Raw genomic sequence first — 16938 nt, forward strand, 5'->3', positions numbered from 1 at the left:
CCGCCAAGGCAATGCCTAGGCGGTTTATTGTATATATGTATGAAATTAGAACCAATGAGATAAGTCAAATTCTTCGCCAATGGTTGCTTTCACATGAGCACGACCTAAATATAGGCCCAATAATGTAAGAGAAATCGTGCACATTGGACTCGAATCATAAACACTGGCCAAATCCGATAGAACTGGGCTAATATCATCCATGATTTGGTGCGCTTCTTCACCTCTAAATGCAGTAGGTTTGCTCTTCATCAATGCCATGAGGTCACGTTGTACCATTGCATCAGAAATGCGTGCTTCTCTAAAGAAACGCGGAGCCAACGATTCATCAACAACGGCCAATTTGTATAAGTTAGAGTTCAAACTGCGAACCACGAACCGCGGATCTACACCGCGACCATCAGTAGCACGGAATAACTCTTCCTTTGTAAAGCCACGATAGTTGAATACAAATGGATAAGAATTACTCAATAACTGTGTCAATGTGACAGGTTCACGTTCTTGTTGCGTACAACGTAAATAGTCTAGCTGACGGTAAAAAGATGTGTCATGAGGCAAGTCCGAAATAAATGGTTCAATATATTTTTCAACATAATGTTGAAAGTGAATACGACCATAGTTATTTGAATTTCTAGAATATTGTAATAATAATGTTAGCGCCATAACTTGGAAATGACCTAACGTAAGATGTGGCAAAACGCGCAATGCATCAAAAGCTACCAAGTATGGTGTACTCGACTTAGGCGATTGCACCACATCGGAAAAGGCTTCGAGTGCAGCCGTTTTCATCCACGTCGTAGGCGTTCCAGCATAAGCCTTTTGCATAGCTAGCAAAGCCTCTTGAATTACAATATTTTGCAATAACAATTTCACTTCGCTAAGTTTTGTAATGCCTAATATTGAAAGCGCATCCCGTGTAATGTCTGCCACAAATTGCATCGCATCACCGTGTACGACACCAAAAGCATGAGCAAATGGCTCAACAGCAAGAACTACGCGTTTATCCTCTTGTGCAGCCTGCGCCCACGGACCAATTACTTCTGGTTCATCCTCATCTACATTAGATAAATGTTGATTAATTTCATCGGCATTAAACATGCGCGTTTCTTCTAATGCAGATGGACCTTGTATATTTACTACTTCACTATTTTCACTGCCAAACATCTGCGTTGCATCAGCATCAAAGCATCGTGTTTCGTCCATTACATCAGGAGACTCGCCTAATGCAATAGTATCCTCTGTAGAAGATTCAACAGTAGGAATATCCATTGTTTTCTCTATATCAGTCGCGGCATCAATAGGTTCCGCAACAATAGGTTCTGTAAAAGTAGTTTCTGTAACAATAGGTTCTGCAGTAACAGAATTCTCAAGATCATGTTGTTCTACAGGATTATGTAATTGAATAGCATCCTTACTAACAGGCATTCGTTCATCAACATGAGCCTCGTATACATCAACACCATCATGTGTTTCTCGTGGTGTTATATGTACCTTCTCTTGTTCATACAAACGCCCTGAACGTGATTTTTTTGAAAGATTTGATTTTACAGAATGAGCTTCACTGTTACTTTCACTTTTATTAAATACCGCATAACATACTACGAAAAAACCAAGTACGACAACGGCCAATACAACATATGGGATAAACGCTGACATTACATTCTCCTCTTACAACAATGCGTCATTATATACTGCACGGATACCGCCGATGCTTTTAGGGCGAACACGACAAGCTGTCACATGAGCTTCCCCAATTTCTTTTAAGCTTAATCGTACAGGAACCGTTACGTGTTTCATATGCATACCAATGAAAGTATCACCAATATCAATTCCCGCATCTGCTTGTATAAATTCAACAATAACAGGATCCTTAAAGCGGTTATACGCTGTCATAGCCATAGCGCCACCAGCATGCAATTGAGGAACCACATTGCATTCCTCTTCCCAAGTCATAACCTCACGTTCCATTACAAGGGCTCTATTTATATGTTCACAACATTGTACAGCAAGATATAAACCTCGTTCGCTAACGGCTTTATAAATCTCATCAAATACAACAGCTGCTACATCCTCATGAGAATCAGTGCCAATCTTTTTACCACAAATCTCACTTGTAGAACATCCCACTACAAATAGCTGTCCTTCATGTACCTTGGCTGCTGTTAAGAGTTCTTCCATAGCAGTATGTACTTCTTGTCTAATTGTTTCAATAGAATGCATGATATCGCCCCTTTTTAATATTCAAATCTATAAATATATTATCATAAATTATATGTCTTTTATAGACCAAACTATAGGGCATATGAGTGAAATTCTTATGATAAATTATTCTATTGTATATGTTACTAGTTTGAAATACAAAAAAGAGGCTTGCTAAAGCAAGCCTCTTTCAATCACTCACTGGTGATACTAGATTTTTCTGTAAGGTTTTTGGCCTTGTTCGTAGAAGTTGTTACCTTCAGTATCGCCAACTACGATGCAAGGGAAATCTTCAACTGTTAATTCAGCCAAAGCTTCTGGACCAAGTTCACCATAAGCAAGTACTTCGTATTTTTTGATGGATTTTGCAATCAATGCTGCAGCGCCACCAACTGCTGCGAAGTATGTGCAACCATTTTTCTTCATGGATTCAACTACTGCTGGTTTACGGGAACCTTTACCAATCATGCCTTTGATACCTTGATCAAGCATTGTTGGTGTGTAAGCATCCATACGACCGGAAGTTGTAGGACCAGCAGAACCAATTGGGTCACCAGGTTTTGCAGGTGTAGGTCCTAAGTAGTAAACGAATTTGTTTGTCCAATCGATTGGTAATTTTTCACCGCGTGCTAAAGCTTCTGTCATAACTTTATGAGCAGCATCACGAGCGGAGTAAATTTTGCCAGTAATAAGAACGCTATCACCAACTTTTAATTTACGGGAAAATTCTTCATTATATTCTTCAGTATTAATGCGAATTGTTTCAGCCATTGTAATTTCCTCCTATCGATTAAAGTACTACGTGTTTATGACGAGCAGCATGACACATAATAGTTACTGCAACAGGAAGACCAGCGATATGAGTTGCACCCCATTCGATGTTTACACCTAGGCAAGTTGTAGTACCGCCCAATTGAGGTCCGATACCAGTTTTATTAACCATTTCCAAGATTTCTTCTTCCAATTTTGCATATTCTGGATCTTTGTGAGGTGTGCTAATGTCACGAAGCAATGCTTTTTTGGACATAACAGCAGCTTGGTCCATAGTACCACCGATACCTACGCCAAGTACGATTGGAGGGCATGGGTTAGGGCCAGCATGTTTTACGATTTCAAGAACTGCATTTTTAACGCCTTCAACGCCATCTGCAGGTACCAACATAGCTACATCAGATTTATTTTCAGAACCGAAACCTTTAAGTTCTACGTTGATTTCTACTTTATCGCCAGGAACGATGTCGATGTAGATGATTGCAGGTGTATTGTTTTGAGTGTTTTTACGGTTGAACAAAGGTTCTGCTACAACGGATTTACGAAGGTAACCTTCTACATAACCTTGAGCAACACCTTCATTGATAGCTTCTTTAAGATCGCCACCAACGAAATGTACGTCTTGACCTACTTCTACGAATACCAATGTCATACCAGTATCTTGGCAGTATGGACGATCTTCAGCATCAGCAATTTCTGCATTTTTGATGATTTGATCGAGTACGATACAACCAACTGGAGACTCTTCTGTTTCACGGCCTTTTTTCAAGCCTTCATAAATGTCTTTTGGCAAGTGGTAAGCTGCGTCCATACACATTTGACGGACTGTTTTTGTGATTTCAGATACTTGAATCTCGCGCAAGATAATCCCTCCTCAGGAAAATAATTAGATATTAACTCTAATACGATGAGATATATTTTTTCTCAAAGTGTTAAGCTAAGATTAACTCTATGACTCCATACTAGCACACTACACAATGCCTTTCAACGCTTTACCTATACAGTTTTCTCAATGAAATTTATCGATTTGATAATAATTTTCATTGATTAATTATACCAATTTTATGCACTTTCATAACCCTATGAAACACAATAAAATACTTATAAAACGCTTTGTATCTGTAACAAATATCACATGCGACTATTGCATATGGTTCGTTTCCAACCATTATAGTTACAAAGCTTGTGATATAATTTATTTTTTAATGAGATTATCTATCATTTTTATGTATAAAGATTTTAATTATGCGTGTGTATAACGATTTTCTTCAATACAATTTATTTACTAAATCACTGTATGTATTATACATATTAGTACTCATAAATGTGCTTGTTTACTGCATTTATAGATAATATATATAATTATCGATTTTTATGACTATCTTATCAATTTATTTTATTATTGCTCTTATTACGTTTATTATGTATTTTAGTTATAGCATATGCTAAAGATTTTTAACTTTTTATAACATTTCCTCTTGCTATTATCGATATGTTCCTTTATAATAATCACTATATTATTCCTCGATAGCTCAGTTGGTAGAGCAATCGGCTGTTAACCGATCGGTCGTAGGTTCGAGTCCTACTCGGGGAGCCAATATTGGCCCGTTGGTCAAGCGGTTAAGACACCGCCCTTTCACGGCGGTATCCCGGGTTCGATTCCCGGACGGGTCACCACATGGACGATTAGCTCAGCTGGGAGAGCGCCTGCCTTACAAGCAGGATGTCGGCAGTTCGATCCTGTCATCGTCCACCACAGTAAGAAGCAAGCTGAGGCTTGCTTCTTTTTTATTGCAACTATGGTATACTGTTAGATATAGTTTTGAATATATTTATATCAAGGAGAGTCGAACATGAACTTAAGAGAAGCAACCATGCGCATCAGTTTTTGCCTCGCCTTAGCATTTGTTTCTACTTTCACAATCGCTAATGCAGCAAGTGTAGATGCTCAAACCACAAAAGCCCGTTCTATTCCTATTGCGCCAGTAAAGATCATTCCAGATCCTGGCACCATAAAAACGTCGCCGATTCAAATTACGTCAACCACGTCTAATACACCTTCCACTGTGGGCAAAGCTAATTATGATGGTCATTTAGATAATTTTCCTTCCCGCAAGGTGACATTAGTAGTGCCAACAACATTACGCAATGAAAATACAGCGGCATTTGGTAAATATTTATCCGATTCAGTAGCAAATGTTTTACGCTATCCATATTACGACACCACAGTGGTAAGCACAAATACACCTCTAGCACAAATTACAGCCGTAGATTTAGCAGAAGTAGCAGCAACGCAACATTCTGAAATCGTAATCATGCCTGTACCAATGCAAGATATATATGTACAACTTCCAACGTCCTATCTTAGCCAATATTATCATGATGATAGCGACGATATTCATATTCAAGCGAAAATATCCGCTATGATTTATTTCTATGATACTAATGAAGGTGTTGTTCACACAATCCGTAGTGGTTTCAATCAAATCGATGATACCTTGACAATGCCTACACACAAATCTGTTTGGAATAAGGTCATCAAAGATTTACTGGAACAATTACCATACAAACGTGTTCCAACTGACCGTGATCGTTACCAAGCTCCTGGTATCAATGCGGAAATGCCTGTTGTTCCGGACTATGAATTCCAAGTAGAACAACCAAAAAATACAGCTTACTCTTTAAAGGGTGTTAGCGTATTATAATCTGAACCACATATACAACAAAAGGGTGTCACCTATGGGATGACACCCTTTTTACGCACATATGCAAATGAGGAGTACTATAGTAGTACTCCTCATTTATTATAGCTATATCAATTTATAACTATATACGTTGTGTTACCTTCAAACGAAGTAACGCACGAGCCAAAGCAAGTTCAGCACGCTCTACATCTATATCAGGTGTAGGGTTAGACAAACGGCCTTCAGCGCGTTCCTTTGCTCGTGTTGCACGATCGATATCGATGGCTTCTGGGCTTTCACAATTAGGTGTTACAATGCTCACCTTATTGTGTTCAATTTCAACAAAGCCTCCGAAAACCGCAAATGTATGCCGTTGTCCATCAGGATTATCGACACGTAATGGAGCCATATCGAGGGCAATAATCATAGGTGCATGATTAGGCAATACACCAAATTCGCCATCGATAGCACGGCCTACGAAAAAGTCAGCCTTATCATCATATACAATCGCATCAGGTGTTATTATCGTTAGGGTCATAGGTTCCGCCATGGATTATTCCCCCTTCTCTTGCATTTCCTTTGCTTTTGCAACGGCTTCATCAATGGTACCAACCATGTAGAATGCGCCTTCTGGTAAATCATCATGTTTACCATCAAGGATTTCTTTAAAGCCACGCAATGTTTCTTGTAATGGTACATATTTACCAGGAGAACCGGTAAATACTTCTGCTACGAAGAATGGTTGACTCAAGAAACGTTGAATTTTACGAGCTCGAGATACAGTTAATTTATCTTCATCAGATAATTCTTCCATACCTAGAATTGCGATGATATCTTGTAAGTCGCGATATTTTTGCAACACTTCTTGAACGCCACGAGCCACGTTATAATGTTCATCCCCAAGTACATGAGGGTCCAAAATACGGCTTGTAGAGTCAAGTGGATCTACGGCAGGATAAATACCAAGTTCCGCGATGGAACGGGACAATACTGTTGTTGCATCCAAGTGAGCAAAGGTTGCTGCTGGTGCAGGGTCAGTCAAGTCATCGGCAGGTACGTATACGGCTTGTACAGACGTAATGGAACCTTCTTTTGTAGATGTGATACGTTCTTGCAATGCACCTACGTCATTTGCCAATGTAGGTTGATAACCTACGGCAGATGGCATACGGCCTAAAAGGGCAGATACTTCGGAACCAGCTTGAATAAAACGGAAGATGTTATCGATAAACAAGAGCACGTCTTGTTTCTTAACATCACGGAAATATTCAGCCATTGTAAGACCTGTCAAGCCAACGCGCATACGAGCTCCAGGCGGTTCATTCATTTGACCATATACCAAGGCTGTCTTGTTAATAACGCCGGATTCCTTCATTTCGTTCCAAAGGTCATTACCTTCACGAGTACGTTCACCTACGCCAGAGAATACAGAATACCCACCATGTTCTGTAGCAACATTGTGAATCAATTCCATAATCAATACTGTTTTACCTACACCGGCACCGCCGAACAAACCGATTTTACCACCTTTTACGTATGGTGCAATCAAGTCTACGACCTTGATACCGGTTTCAAGGATTTGTGTTTCTGGTGAAAGGTCATCAAATTTAGGCGCTGGGCGATGAATAGGCCACATTTCATCAGCTACTACAGGAGCTGGATCATGATCTACGGTTTCACCCAACACATTAAAAATACGACCCAATACGCCTTCACCAACTGGTACGGAAATTGCAGTACCCATATCTTCTGCTTCCATACCGCGGGTCATACCATCAGTAGAGCTCATAGCAACACAGCGAACCGTATCGTCGCCCAAATGTTGCATAACTTCTACTACAATTTTTTGTCTATCGTGCGCTTTATGGTCATGGTAGATGTGGATGGCATTATAGATAGCTGGTAAGTGACCAGCTTCAAAACGCACGTCTACAACTGGGCCGATGACCTGCACCACTTTCCCAATATTATTACTCATTAAGAGGTCTCTCCTTATCTATTGCAAGGCATTGGCACCGCCAACAATTTCAGAAATTTCATTAGTAATACTGGATTGACGTAATTTATTATATTCAAGCCCCAAGGAACTGATGAGTTCCCCTGCATTATCTGTGGCGGATGTCATAGCTGTCATACGAGCACCTAATTCACTAGCCGCTGCTTGTAATAATCCATTATATACAGTAATTTCTAAATATTTTGGTAATAATGCATCCAGAACAGCTGCAGGGTCTGGCATAAATTCATACTCTTCACCCTTTACTTCATCATCTGGTTGCTCTAACGGTAGAATGCACTCTGCCTGTGCAATTTGCGTCATAGAATTTACAAAGCGCGTATAAATCATGATAACTTCATCAACTTCATGACGTTCATATAATGAAAGTGCATGATCCATAATACGTCGCGCATGTTCGTAACTCGGTTTATCGGAAAAACCACTGTACGATTGATCGATATGATAGTTACGAGATTTTAAACTATCCTTTGGTTTACGCCCAGCTGTAATAAGGCAATATTCATCAGGTGTTTTATGACCAATTTGTTCTACTGCCAATTTTAATACATTAGACGAATACGCCCCTGCAAGGCCCTTATCAGCACCGATAACGATATAACAAGTGCGTTTTACAGGTCTACTTTCAAGTAGAGGACTTACATAATCTCGTAAATCACTAGTGGAGATATGACGCAAGATTTGCCCTATTTTTTCTGCGTATGGCCGCGTTGCATCAGCTTTTGCTTGAGCCCTACGAAGACGAGCAGAAGCTACCATCTTCATCGCTTTTGTTATTTGTTGCGTATTGGTAACACTCTTTATACGCTTTCGCAAATCTTGTGCACTAGCCATACATTACGCCTCCTTACGGGAAACTAATGTATGTGTAGCACCAAAGGCTTCTACACATTCAGGAATAGCTTGTTTCAACAAGTTTTCTGTGGCTTCATCAAGTTTATTTGTGCTTTCAATATTGCTGATAATTTCAGGATAATTTGCACGAACAAAGCGTAACAATTCCGCTTCAAAAGCCAATACATCAGCTACTTGAATGCTAGCTAAGTATCCCTTAGTACCAGCATATAGGTTAATAACCATTTCGGCTACACTCATTGGCTCATATTGACCTTGTTTCAACATTTCAGTCAATCGTTCACCACGGTCTAATTGTGCTTTTGTAGCTGCATCAAGATCAGAACCGAACTGAGCAAATGCTGCTAATTCACGATATTGGGCAAGGTCCAAACGCAATTGACCAGCCACTTGTTTCATCGCTTTAGTTTGCGCACTACCACCTACACGAGATACGGACAAACCTACGTCAACAGCAGGACGAATACCGGAGTAGAACATATCTGTGCCCAAGAAAATTTGACCATCAGTAATGGAAATTACGTTTGTTGGGATATAAGCAGATACGTCACCAGCTTGCGTTTCAATGATTGGCAACGCTGTAATAGAGCCGCCACCAAGTTCTGGTGAAAGTTTAGCAGCCCGTTCCAATAGACGGCTATGTAAGTAGAATACGTCCCCTGGATACGCTTCACGCCCTGGTGGACGGCGTAATAATAGAGACATAGCGCGGTATGCAGCCGCTTGTTTTGTTAAATCATCATATACGCAGAGTACATGTTTTCCTTTGTACATGAAGTATTCGCCCATTGCAACACCTGCATATGGAGCAATGTATTGAAGTGGAGCGCCTGTGGAAGCACTCGCAGAAACGACGATTGTGTAATCCAACGCGCCTGTTTCTTCTAATTTTTGTACTACACGAGCTACGGTAGATTCTTTTTGACCAATCGCTACATAGATACAAATTACATCTTTACCTTTTTGGTTGATAATTGTATCAAGAGCAATTGCAGTTTTACCTGTACCACGGTCACCAATGATAAGCTCACGTTGACCACGACCAATTGGTACCATCGCATCGATAGCTTTCAAACCGGTTTGCAAAGGTTCGTTTACAGATTGACGATCCGCAATACCAGGTGCTGGATGTTCTACAGGACGACGTTCTGTCGCTTGAATAGCACCCTTGCCATCGATAGGTTGACCCAACGGATTAACTACGCGACCAATAAGGGCATCCCCTACTGGTACGTCCATGATTTTGCCGGTACGGCGTACTTCATCGCCTTCTTTAATCAAGAAGTCGTCACCAAGTAGTACGGCACCAACATTGTCTAATTCTAAGTTCAAAACCAAGCCATATACGCCGTGTGGTAATTCTAACAATTCACCGGCCATGGCTCTTTCAAGACCATAAATATGGGCGATGCCATCCCCTACGTCGAGGACAGTACCCACGTCATCGACATTAAGGTCAACATCATAGTCCTGAATCTGCTGTTTGATTATAGCAGTGATTTCTTCAGGCTTCATTTTCATATATACCCATTCACCCCAATCTAATAGAGTCAGTTCGTACTAACGTTTTTTTCAATTCGTCTAAGCGACGTGCAATCGATCCATCAATGCGTTTATCACCGATTTGAATGATAATACCACCCATGATTCTAGGGTCTTGACGCACCGATATAATAACATCCTTGCCGGTCATCGCTTGTAATTTAGCTTGTACATCATCACGCAATGTATCAGTTAATGGTTCTGCTACAGTTACAACAGCTTCCAAAATGCCGCGTGCTTCGCGAGATTTTTTTATGAAAGCTCTAATTGTATCTTGCAAATACCGATATCTGCCACGTTTAACCATGACATACATGAAATGAAGTACTGTCTTTTCTACAGCAGCACCAAAGACCTTTCCAAGTAGAGAAATCTTTGCATCTGCTTCCACTATAGGATTATTAATAAACCCTACCAATTCTGGTTGTTCATTAAGAACAGAGGCCACATATAAAAGATTTTCTTCTGTAGTTACTAAATTACCTTGTTCTTGAGCTAGCTCTAACATAGCTGAACTGTATTTATCTGCTACAATTTCTGTGCTCATAATATCACAACCCTATCGTTTTACTATCAAGTTTCGCAATAGCGTCTTCAATTAATTTTGTATTAGTTTCGCTGTCCATATCTTTTGCCACAACCTTAGTCGCCATTGCAACAGATAAGGAAATAACTTCATTGCGCAAATTATTCATAGCACGATCACGTTCGTTTACGATATCTTGACGAGCTCGTTCTTTTTCACGTTCGATTTGTTCACGAGCTGCTGCCAATTGTTCACGTGTAGTCGCTTCTGCTTGTTGCACTGCCTTTTCAACGATTTGTTGAGCCTCTTGACGTGCATTCGCTATTTGCGCAGCGTAGTCAGCTTTGAATTGTTCCGCTTCATTTCGAGCAGCTTGAGCATCTGCTAAATCTTTAGCAATGCGTTCTTTACGCTCTTGCATCATGGAAACCAATGGTTTGTATGCAAAACGGGCCAAAATCCAAACTAATATAAAAAAGTTTAGCATCTGAGCAAGAATTGTCCCTAGCGTTAAATCTACCAAGGTCGTTCCTCCTCGCTATTATCTGAACAATAAAATGAAAGCAACTACTACGCCGATGATAGGCATAGCTTCGATTAAGCCGATAGCTACGAACATTGTGGACATTAATTGACCGCGCAATTCAGGTTGACGTGTAATACCTTCAATAACTTTACTAGCTACCATGCCGTCACCAATACCTGCCGCGATAGCACCACAACCTACTGCGATTGCCGCAGCTAATGCGAATAAACCTTGAACTTCCATAATAAATCCTCCATTAAAATTAATGTTCTTCACTTAACGCCATGCCTAAATAGTTGGCTGTTAGAACTGTAAAAATAAAAGCTTGAATGATACCAATAAATAAACTAAAAGCAATCCAAACCCATGGTACAGGTACGAACCAAGGCAAATTATAAAGGATTTCCAATAAAATTTCGCCAGCTACAATATTACCAAATAGACGGAAAGCTAATGTGATAGGTTTTGCTATTTCTTCAAATATGTTTAGAACTAGCATAGCCTTATAAGGCTGTAAGAAATGATTAAAATAAGATAAGCCCTTAACTTTAATCCCCATTCCCCAAACTATAAAACTACTGCACAATGCGAGTGCTGCTGTTGTATTAATATCCGCCGTAGGCGATGTAACAGCATGTAGCGTTGGTAATAAACCAAGCTCATTACCAATAAAGATAAATAAGAAGAATGTGAATAACAATGAACTCACCATCGGCCAGTGTTTACCAAGCGTTGGCGATAATTGACCTTCCAAGGCTTCCAATATAGTTTCCACTACATTTTGAACACCCGAAGGCACTAATGCTCGATTTCGCGTAGCAAGCACGGAAATGATGATGACGATCGCCATCGTAATCCACGTAGCAATTAAGGTATCGATGTTAAACGATAAACCTAGCCACTGTACTACTTGATGGTGACCCGCATGCAGTTCCACAGACTCAACCCCTTTCTCACGTAGCAATATAAATTTTATATATATCCATATAATATATATCTATGTATTATCATACCTCTTTATAGGTATATAATCAACACTTCTGGAGTAAACAATTCGCTATTTACATACTAAAAATGCATTTCAGGCATTTAAAATTTATGATAGAAATGTAATTATTCCTTATTTTATACGATTTAATCCTATCGTCCAATGCAATAAATTTTATTATTTACTTAATCGCCAAAACACGATATACAATACAGGTTGTATAAGTACAACTGAAATCAATAAACTTTCAGCTCGTACACCGGGTATTTGCAATCCTATAACTACGAAGGCGCCAATTAGTGCCAATCGCCACATCATTTGACGTCGAGCCTTAGCCACAGCTTGGTGTGGATCACCATATGCTAGCCCTTTATTATGTAGACCCAACAGTACTAAATAAACCATCATGATCAACATGCCCCATAACCAACCGAGCACGTACTGATTCCAACCCACAATATATTGGACAAGTAGGCCTAAAAAGGTAACAAAAAAACAGGCCCATAGTACATGACGTATGAATTTAATATATTGATTCATAAACACCTCACTATTTAACCTGTTTATATAACATATAAAAGCCTGTAACGGCACCTATTAAACCAAGAATAACCATGCATAGCGGCATGGTATCCATCCACGTATCCAGTTTATACCCAATCCAGATAAATCCAGCGATACAAAATAGAAGGGTCAGCCCTGCCGATGTGGCCATCGCCAGAGCTTTCACCATATCCTTGTCCATATTATTTACCAAATCGATTAGGGCGATTAGTATCACCTAAGAACTCGTGACGCAGAGCTTGTAAGATACGTAGAGATGCTTTGCCATCACCATATGGATTAACAGAATTCGACATCTTTTTATATGCTGCTTCATCATGCAAGAGCTCATAAGCCGCTGTATATACAGCCTCTTTATCGGTTCCTACAAGGCGTACTGTACCGGCATCAACCGCCTCTGGTCGCTCAGTCGTATCGCGCAATACGAGAACTGGTTTTCCAAGAGCTGGCGCCTCCTCTTGAATCCCACCAGAATCTGTAAGAATTAAGTAAGACTTAGCCATCAAGTTTGCAAATGGCTCATAATCAAGAGGATCGATGAGTGTAACACGGTCAACATCACCTAATTCCTCTTGAACCACTTGACGAACCTTAGGATTTTTATGTACAGGGAATACCACTTGAATATCGTCAAAATCATTCAATAAATCACGAATGGCTTGGTATACATGGCGCATCGGTTCTCCAAGATTTTCACGACGATGTGTGGTAACAAGAACAGTCCGTTTATTTGGATCAAGCGCATTAATTGCGACATCATCAAAGACATAATTATCTTTTACCGTCGTATCTAGTGCATCAATTACCGTATTACCTGTTACATATAAATGGTCGATATTTATATTTTCTCGTTTTAAATTCGCCTCAGAGCTAGCAGTTGGCGCAAAATGATAGGTTGCCAAAGAGCCTGTTAATTTGCGGTTCATCTCTTCTGGGAATGGAGAGTAAATATCACCTGTACGAAGGCCTGCTTCTACATGACCTACAGGAATTTCTTGATAAAATGAAGCCAACGCACCAGCAAAGGTCGTTGTCGTGTCACCATGAACGAGTACCACATCAGGTTTCGCTTCTTCCAACACGGACTTTAACCCCATCAATGCACGATTTGTTACATCATACAATGTTTGGCCTTGGCTCATGATATTCAAATCATAATCAGGTGTAATGTCAAACAAACGTAACACTTGGTCGAGCATATCCCGATGTTGAGCCGTAACAGTTACAATCGGCTCCATATCTGGTGCTGCTTCTAAAGCTTTTACAAGCGGAGCCATTTTAATCGCCTCTGGTCTTGTACCAAAGATAGTCATTACTTTTAGCATTTACTCATCCTCCACAGAGTGTATAAAAAAGGGGCGCAACGCGCCCCTACATTGGTTACTCTTTTTTAGAGCTATCGTCTGAATGCTCTAATGCTTTTGCCAATTCTTTACGATCAAATGAAATAGTTTCATCTAAATCACTACGTTCAATTGTAGGGCCTGGTAATGGATGCCCCGCCGCATCACTGTGTGTAATAACACCTAGACGGCGAGCCACATAGATACTGCATAGGAAGATAGCCAAGACTAGAATACAGCCAATCCAAGCATTAACCTCTGCAACGATAACTGAAACACCTCCAAAAAGAGCTGTAACAGCATACATCATCAATACCGCTTGTTTCTGGGATAATCCTTGTGCCAACAAGCGATGATGTACATGACCTTTATCCGGCTTAAAGATAGGCCGTCCACTAATCTTACGGCGCACAATAGCAAACAAGGTATCTAGAATAGGTAAACCAAGTACAATTGCTGGTACAACGAGAGCAATTGTAGCCGCCGTTTTAACAGCACCCATAACAGATATAGCAGCCAATGTGTAACCGAGCAGCATGGACCCGGTATCACCCATGAATATCTTAGCAGGATTAAAATTGTACCGCAAGAAACCTACCGTAGCACCTGCAAGTGCTAATGCAATACAGGCCAAGTCGATTTGACCTAATTGTAATGTCATCGCACATACGGCAATACAAGCGATAAAGGAAATACCCGCTGCCAAGCCATCAAGCCCATCGATGAGATTCACAATGTTTGTAAATCCTACAATCCAGAATATAGTCAACGGAATGGCCCAATACTTCAAATAAACTACGCCACCCCAAGGAAGATTAATAAAATCCACCCTTATATCGTAAGCTACTAAAATTGCGGCAGCAATAATTTGCCCCATCAATTTTGTTTTCGGTTCGATTTGTCGTATATCGTCCCAAATACCAACAAGTACTAAAATTACAGTACCTAATACGAACCCGAATAATTTATGATCATGAGGAATACTATTATTAAATAGCACAGACCCCATATAACCAAGGAAAATTGCCAATCCACCAAGGCGTGGAATAGCGCCATGATGCACTTTACGAGCATCAGGTTTATCAATGGCCCCTACGGCAACGGCAAACCGCTTAACCAAGGGGGTTAGTGCAAAAGTTATGATGAGAGCCAACACAAAGGCCCACACATAATCAGGCACATACTCACTCATAAGTACACCTCCAACAACTCGAATTCAATAGATTCGAGGCTTCAACTTAGTTTGTTAAGCTGCGAATAGGTGCAGGTATACGACCACCACGAGCAATAAACTCAGCTGCACTGTATGGGCTTACTTCAATAATAGGAGCATAGCCAAGAAGGCCGCCAAACTCAACAACTTCGCCAACGGTTTTACCAGGAACTGGAATAACGCGTACAGCTGTTGTTTTATTATTAATCATGCCGATAGCAGATTCGTCAGCGATGATGGCAGAAATCGTATCTGCTGTTGTGTCGCCAGGAATAGCAATCATATCGAGACCTACGGAACATACACAAGTCATAGCTTCTAGTTTATCAAGGGATAGACTGCCACAAGATACGGCGTCAATCATACCTGCATCTTCAGAAACTGGGATGAATGCACCACTTAAACCACCTACATGAGAGGATGCCATAAGGCCACCTTTTTTCACCGCATCATTTAATAATGCCAATGCAGCCGTAGTACCATGGCACCCACAGGAGGATAAGCCCATTTCTTCAAGCACATGAGCTACGGAGTCACCTACTGCTGGCGTTGGTGCCAGGGACAAATCGATGATGCCAAATGGTTTACCAAGGCGACGGGAAGCCTCTTGCGCTACCAATTGACCAACGCGTGTAATTTTAAATGCAGTACGTTTAATCGTTTCTGCTACAACGTCAAATGGTTCCCCACGAACTGCTTCAAGTGCATGTTTTACAACGCCTGGGCCAGATACACCTACGGAAATAGCGCTATCACCTTCGGTTACACCGAAGAAAGCACCCGCCATAAATGGATTATCTTCTACAGGATTACAAAAAATAACAAGTTTAGCACAACCAAGTGCATCATTATCTTTAGTAAGGTCAGCTGTCTTTTTAACGATAATACCCATTTCACGTACGGCGTCCATGTTGATACCTGTTTTCGTAGAACCAACACCAACAGAACTACAAACGATATCTGTTGTAGCTAACGCTTCAGGAATAGAATCGATGAGAATACGGTCAGCCTTAGTGGCACCTTTTGTAACGAGTGCAGAAAAGCCGCCGATAAAGTTAACACCAACAGTCTTTGCAGCACGATCAAGAGCTTCTGCAATTGGCACGTAAGATGTTAAATCACTGCCACCTGCTACCAAGGAAATCGGTGTTACAGAGATACGCTTATTGATGATAGGCACACCAAATTCACGCTCAATGTCCTCACCGGTCTTAACCAAATGTTCAGCTTCTTTGGTAATACGGTCATAAATGCGATCGCAGAGTTCTTTACCAGAGCTAGATGCACATTCTAACAAGCTAATGCCCATTGTAATAGTCCGTACATCGAGCTTGTTATCATGTATCATCTGATTCGTTTCAAGAATATTGTCAATAGATAACATGTGCGCCTCCTTATCCTACACGGTGCATGCTAAGGAAAATATCAGCATGTTGCGCACGAATTTCTACGCCTAATGTTTTACCTAGTTCGGATAAAGCATCTTGAATGGATGTTAAATCCTTTACGTCGTTAGTTTCAGTTTCACACATCATAATCATATTAAACAAACCTTCTAAAATTGTTTGGTTAATAGATAAGATATTTACTTTATGGTCTGCCAAAATACTGCTGACACCAGCAATGATACCTACACGGTCGACACCCACTACGGTAACCACTAATTTCATATAATCACCTTTTCTGACTCACTACAAACTATGTAAATGAAAA

The 16938-nt window shown here is 40.5% G+C and carries 19 protein-coding genes and 3 tRNA genes; 4 read left to right on the plus strand and 18 right to left on the minus strand.

Annotated features, from left to right (window positions below; translation table 11 throughout):
• Positions 1-45 precede the first annotated feature (45 nt).
• The 4 genes from O3617_RS05485 to O3617_RS05500 form a co-directional block, all read right to left on the minus strand.
• Positions 46-1653, minus strand: coding sequence for an LPO_1073/Vpar_1526 family protein (locus tag O3617_RS05485; protein ID WP_371449082.1), 1608 nt, complete (start codon positions 1651-1653; stop codon positions 46-48).
• Positions 1654-1665: 12 nt separating this feature from the next.
• The gene (locus O3617_RS05490) at positions 1666-2217 is read right to left on the minus strand and encodes a TIGR01440 family protein (RefSeq protein ID WP_371449083.1); all 552 of its coding nucleotides are present in this window, start codon (positions 2215-2217) and stop codon (positions 1666-1668) included.
• 189 nt (positions 2218-2406) lie between these two features.
• The gene (locus O3617_RS05495; protein WP_005385442.1) at positions 2407-2967 is read right to left on the minus strand and encodes a Fe-S-containing hydro-lyase; all 561 of its coding nucleotides are present in this window, start codon (positions 2965-2967) and stop codon (positions 2407-2409) included.
• A 19-nt stretch (positions 2968-2986) separates the two neighbouring features.
• Positions 2987-3829, minus strand: a complete 843-nt coding sequence (locus O3617_RS05500) for a fumarate hydratase (protein ID WP_105083585.1) — start codon at positions 3827-3829, stop codon at positions 2987-2989.
• A gap of 659 nt (positions 3830-4488) precedes the next feature.
• Here O3617_RS05500 and O3617_RS05505 point away from each other — a divergent pair.
• From O3617_RS05505 to O3617_RS05520, 4 genes are all read left to right on the plus strand, one after another.
• Positions 4489-4564 (plus strand) — tRNA-Asn (locus tag O3617_RS05505).
• A 5-nt stretch (positions 4565-4569) separates the two neighbouring features.
• Positions 4570-4644: transfer RNA gene (locus O3617_RS05510), tRNA-Glu, on the plus strand.
• 3 nt (positions 4645-4647) lie between these two features.
• Positions 4648-4723: transfer RNA gene (locus tag O3617_RS05515), tRNA-Val, on the plus strand.
• Positions 4724-4820: 97 nt separating this feature from the next.
• Positions 4821-5672 (plus strand): hypothetical protein, encoded by an 852-nt coding sequence (locus O3617_RS05520; RefSeq protein WP_371449084.1) that lies wholly within the window; start codon positions 4821-4823, stop codon positions 5670-5672.
• A 121-nt stretch (positions 5673-5793) separates the two neighbouring features.
• Here O3617_RS05520 and atpC read toward each other — a convergent pair whose 3' ends face one another.
• From atpC to O3617_RS05590, 14 genes are all read right to left on the minus strand, one after another.
• Positions 5794-6201: an ATP synthase F1 subunit epsilon gene (gene atpC, locus O3617_RS05525; RefSeq protein ID WP_371449085.1), complete on the minus strand. Its 408-nt coding sequence runs from the start codon at positions 6199-6201 to the stop codon at positions 5794-5796.
• A gap of 3 nt (positions 6202-6204) precedes the next feature.
• Positions 6205-7629: a F0F1 ATP synthase subunit beta gene (atpD, locus tag O3617_RS05530; RefSeq protein WP_371449086.1), complete on the minus strand. Its 1425-nt coding sequence runs from the start codon at positions 7627-7629 to the stop codon at positions 6205-6207.
• Between the two features lie 18 nt (positions 7630-7647).
• Positions 7648-8502 (minus strand): ATP synthase F1 subunit gamma, encoded by an 855-nt coding sequence (gene atpG, locus O3617_RS05535; RefSeq protein WP_371449087.1) that lies wholly within the window; start codon positions 8500-8502, stop codon positions 7648-7650.
• Positions 8503-8505: 3 nt separating this feature from the next.
• On the minus strand, positions 8506-10044 hold the full coding sequence (atpA, locus tag O3617_RS05540) for a F0F1 ATP synthase subunit alpha (protein WP_371449088.1): 1539 nt from the start codon (positions 10042-10044) through the stop codon (positions 8506-8508).
• Between the two features lie 10 nt (positions 10045-10054).
• A complete protein-coding gene (gene atpH, locus O3617_RS05545; RefSeq protein ID WP_371449089.1) occupies positions 10055-10612 on the minus strand; it encodes an ATP synthase F1 subunit delta in 558 nt (185 codons plus the stop codon).
• Positions 10613-10616: 4 nt separating this feature from the next.
• Complete coding sequence (gene atpF / locus O3617_RS05550) at positions 10617-11114, minus strand: F0F1 ATP synthase subunit B (RefSeq protein WP_005381595.1); 498 nt, start codon at positions 11112-11114, stop codon at positions 10617-10619.
• A gap of 18 nt (positions 11115-11132) precedes the next feature.
• Positions 11133-11360: a F0F1 ATP synthase subunit C gene (atpE, locus tag O3617_RS05555; protein WP_005377043.1), complete on the minus strand. Its 228-nt coding sequence runs from the start codon at positions 11358-11360 to the stop codon at positions 11133-11135.
• A 19-nt stretch (positions 11361-11379) separates the two neighbouring features.
• The gene (atpB, locus tag O3617_RS05560; RefSeq protein WP_119982626.1) at positions 11380-12054 is read right to left on the minus strand and encodes a F0F1 ATP synthase subunit A; all 675 of its coding nucleotides are present in this window, start codon (positions 12052-12054) and stop codon (positions 11380-11382) included.
• 228 nt (positions 12055-12282) lie between these two features.
• A complete protein-coding gene (locus O3617_RS05565; RefSeq protein WP_371449090.1) occupies positions 12283-12645 on the minus strand; it encodes a Tat pathway signal protein in 363 nt (120 codons plus the stop codon).
• 10 nt (positions 12646-12655) lie between these two features.
• Positions 12656-12850, minus strand: a complete 195-nt coding sequence (locus O3617_RS05570) for an AtpZ/AtpI family protein (protein ID WP_371449091.1) — start codon at positions 12848-12850, stop codon at positions 12656-12658.
• Position 12851: 1 nt separating this feature from the next.
• Positions 12852-13994, minus strand: coding sequence for a non-hydrolyzing UDP-N-acetylglucosamine 2-epimerase (gene wecB / locus O3617_RS05575; RefSeq protein WP_371449092.1), 1143 nt, complete (start codon positions 13992-13994; stop codon positions 12852-12854).
• A 55-nt stretch (positions 13995-14049) separates the two neighbouring features.
• On the minus strand, positions 14050-15204 hold the full coding sequence (locus tag O3617_RS05580) for a glycosyltransferase family 4 protein (RefSeq protein ID WP_371449093.1): 1155 nt from the start codon (positions 15202-15204) through the stop codon (positions 14050-14052).
• Positions 15205-15250: 46 nt separating this feature from the next.
• The gene (locus tag O3617_RS05585) at positions 15251-16609 is read right to left on the minus strand and encodes a PFL family protein (protein ID WP_316586781.1); all 1359 of its coding nucleotides are present in this window, start codon (positions 16607-16609) and stop codon (positions 15251-15253) included.
• Positions 16610-16619: 10 nt separating this feature from the next.
• Positions 16620-16895, minus strand: a complete 276-nt coding sequence (locus O3617_RS05590) for an ACT domain-containing protein (RefSeq protein ID WP_302064618.1) — start codon at positions 16893-16895, stop codon at positions 16620-16622.
• Positions 16896-16938 lie beyond the last annotated feature (43 nt).

It is taken from the genome of Veillonella sp. 27098_8_77, assembly GCF_041431535.1.
Taxonomy (GTDB): domain Bacteria; phylum Bacillota; class Negativicutes; order Veillonellales; family Veillonellaceae; genus Veillonella.

Excerpts from the sequence above, each read along its gene's own strand:
- O3617_RS05580 (WP_371449093.1), bottom strand. The coding sequence starts at position 15,204 with ATGAGTGAGTATGTGCCTGATTATGTGTGGGCCTTTGTGTTGGCTCTC.
- wecB (WP_371449092.1), bottom strand. The coding sequence starts at position 13,994 with ATGCTAAAAGTAATGACTATCTTTGGTACAAGACCAGAGGCGATTAAA.
- O3617_RS05585 (WP_316586781.1), bottom strand. The coding sequence starts at position 16,609 with ATGTTATCTATTGACAATATTCTTGAAACGAATCAGATGATACATGAT.
- O3617_RS05590 (WP_302064618.1), bottom strand. The coding sequence starts at position 16,895 with ATGAAATTAGTGGTTACCGTAGTGGGTGTCGACCGTGTAGGTATCATT.
- atpE (WP_005377043.1), bottom strand. The coding sequence starts at position 11,360 with ATGGAAGTTCAAGGTTTATTCGCATTAGCTGCGGCAATCGCAGTAGGT.
- atpA (WP_371449088.1), bottom strand. The coding sequence starts at position 10,044 with ATGAAAATGAAGCCTGAAGAAATCACTGCTATAATCAAACAGCAGATT.
- atpD (WP_371449086.1), bottom strand. The coding sequence starts at position 7,629 with ATGAGTAATAATATTGGGAAAGTGGTGCAGGTCATCGGCCCAGTTGTA.
- O3617_RS05490 (WP_371449083.1), bottom strand. The coding sequence starts at position 2,217 with ATGCATTCTATTGAAACAATTAGACAAGAAGTACATACTGCTATGGAA.
- atpC (WP_371449085.1), bottom strand. The coding sequence starts at position 6,201 with ATGGCGGAACCTATGACCCTAACGATAATAACACCTGATGCGATTGTA.
- O3617_RS05570 (WP_371449091.1), bottom strand. The coding sequence starts at position 12,850 with ATGGACAAGGATATGGTGAAAGCTCTGGCGATGGCCACATCGGCAGGG.
- atpG (WP_371449087.1), bottom strand. The coding sequence starts at position 8,502 with ATGGCTAGTGCACAAGATTTGCGAAAGCGTATAAAGAGTGTTACCAAT.
- O3617_RS05485 (WP_371449082.1), bottom strand. The coding sequence starts at position 1,653 with ATGTCAGCGTTTATCCCATATGTTGTATTGGCCGTTGTCGTACTTGGT.
- O3617_RS05495 (WP_005385442.1), bottom strand. The coding sequence starts at position 2,967 with ATGGCTGAAACAATTCGCATTAATACTGAAGAATATAATGAAGAATTT.
- O3617_RS05520 (WP_371449084.1), top strand. The coding sequence starts at position 4,821 with ATGAACTTAAGAGAAGCAACCATGCGCATCAGTTTTTGCCTCGCCTTA.
- O3617_RS05565 (WP_371449090.1), bottom strand. The coding sequence starts at position 12,645 with ATGAATCAATATATTAAATTCATACGTCATGTACTATGGGCCTGTTTT.
- atpH (WP_371449089.1), bottom strand. The coding sequence starts at position 10,612 with ATGAGCACAGAAATTGTAGCAGATAAATACAGTTCAGCTATGTTAGAG.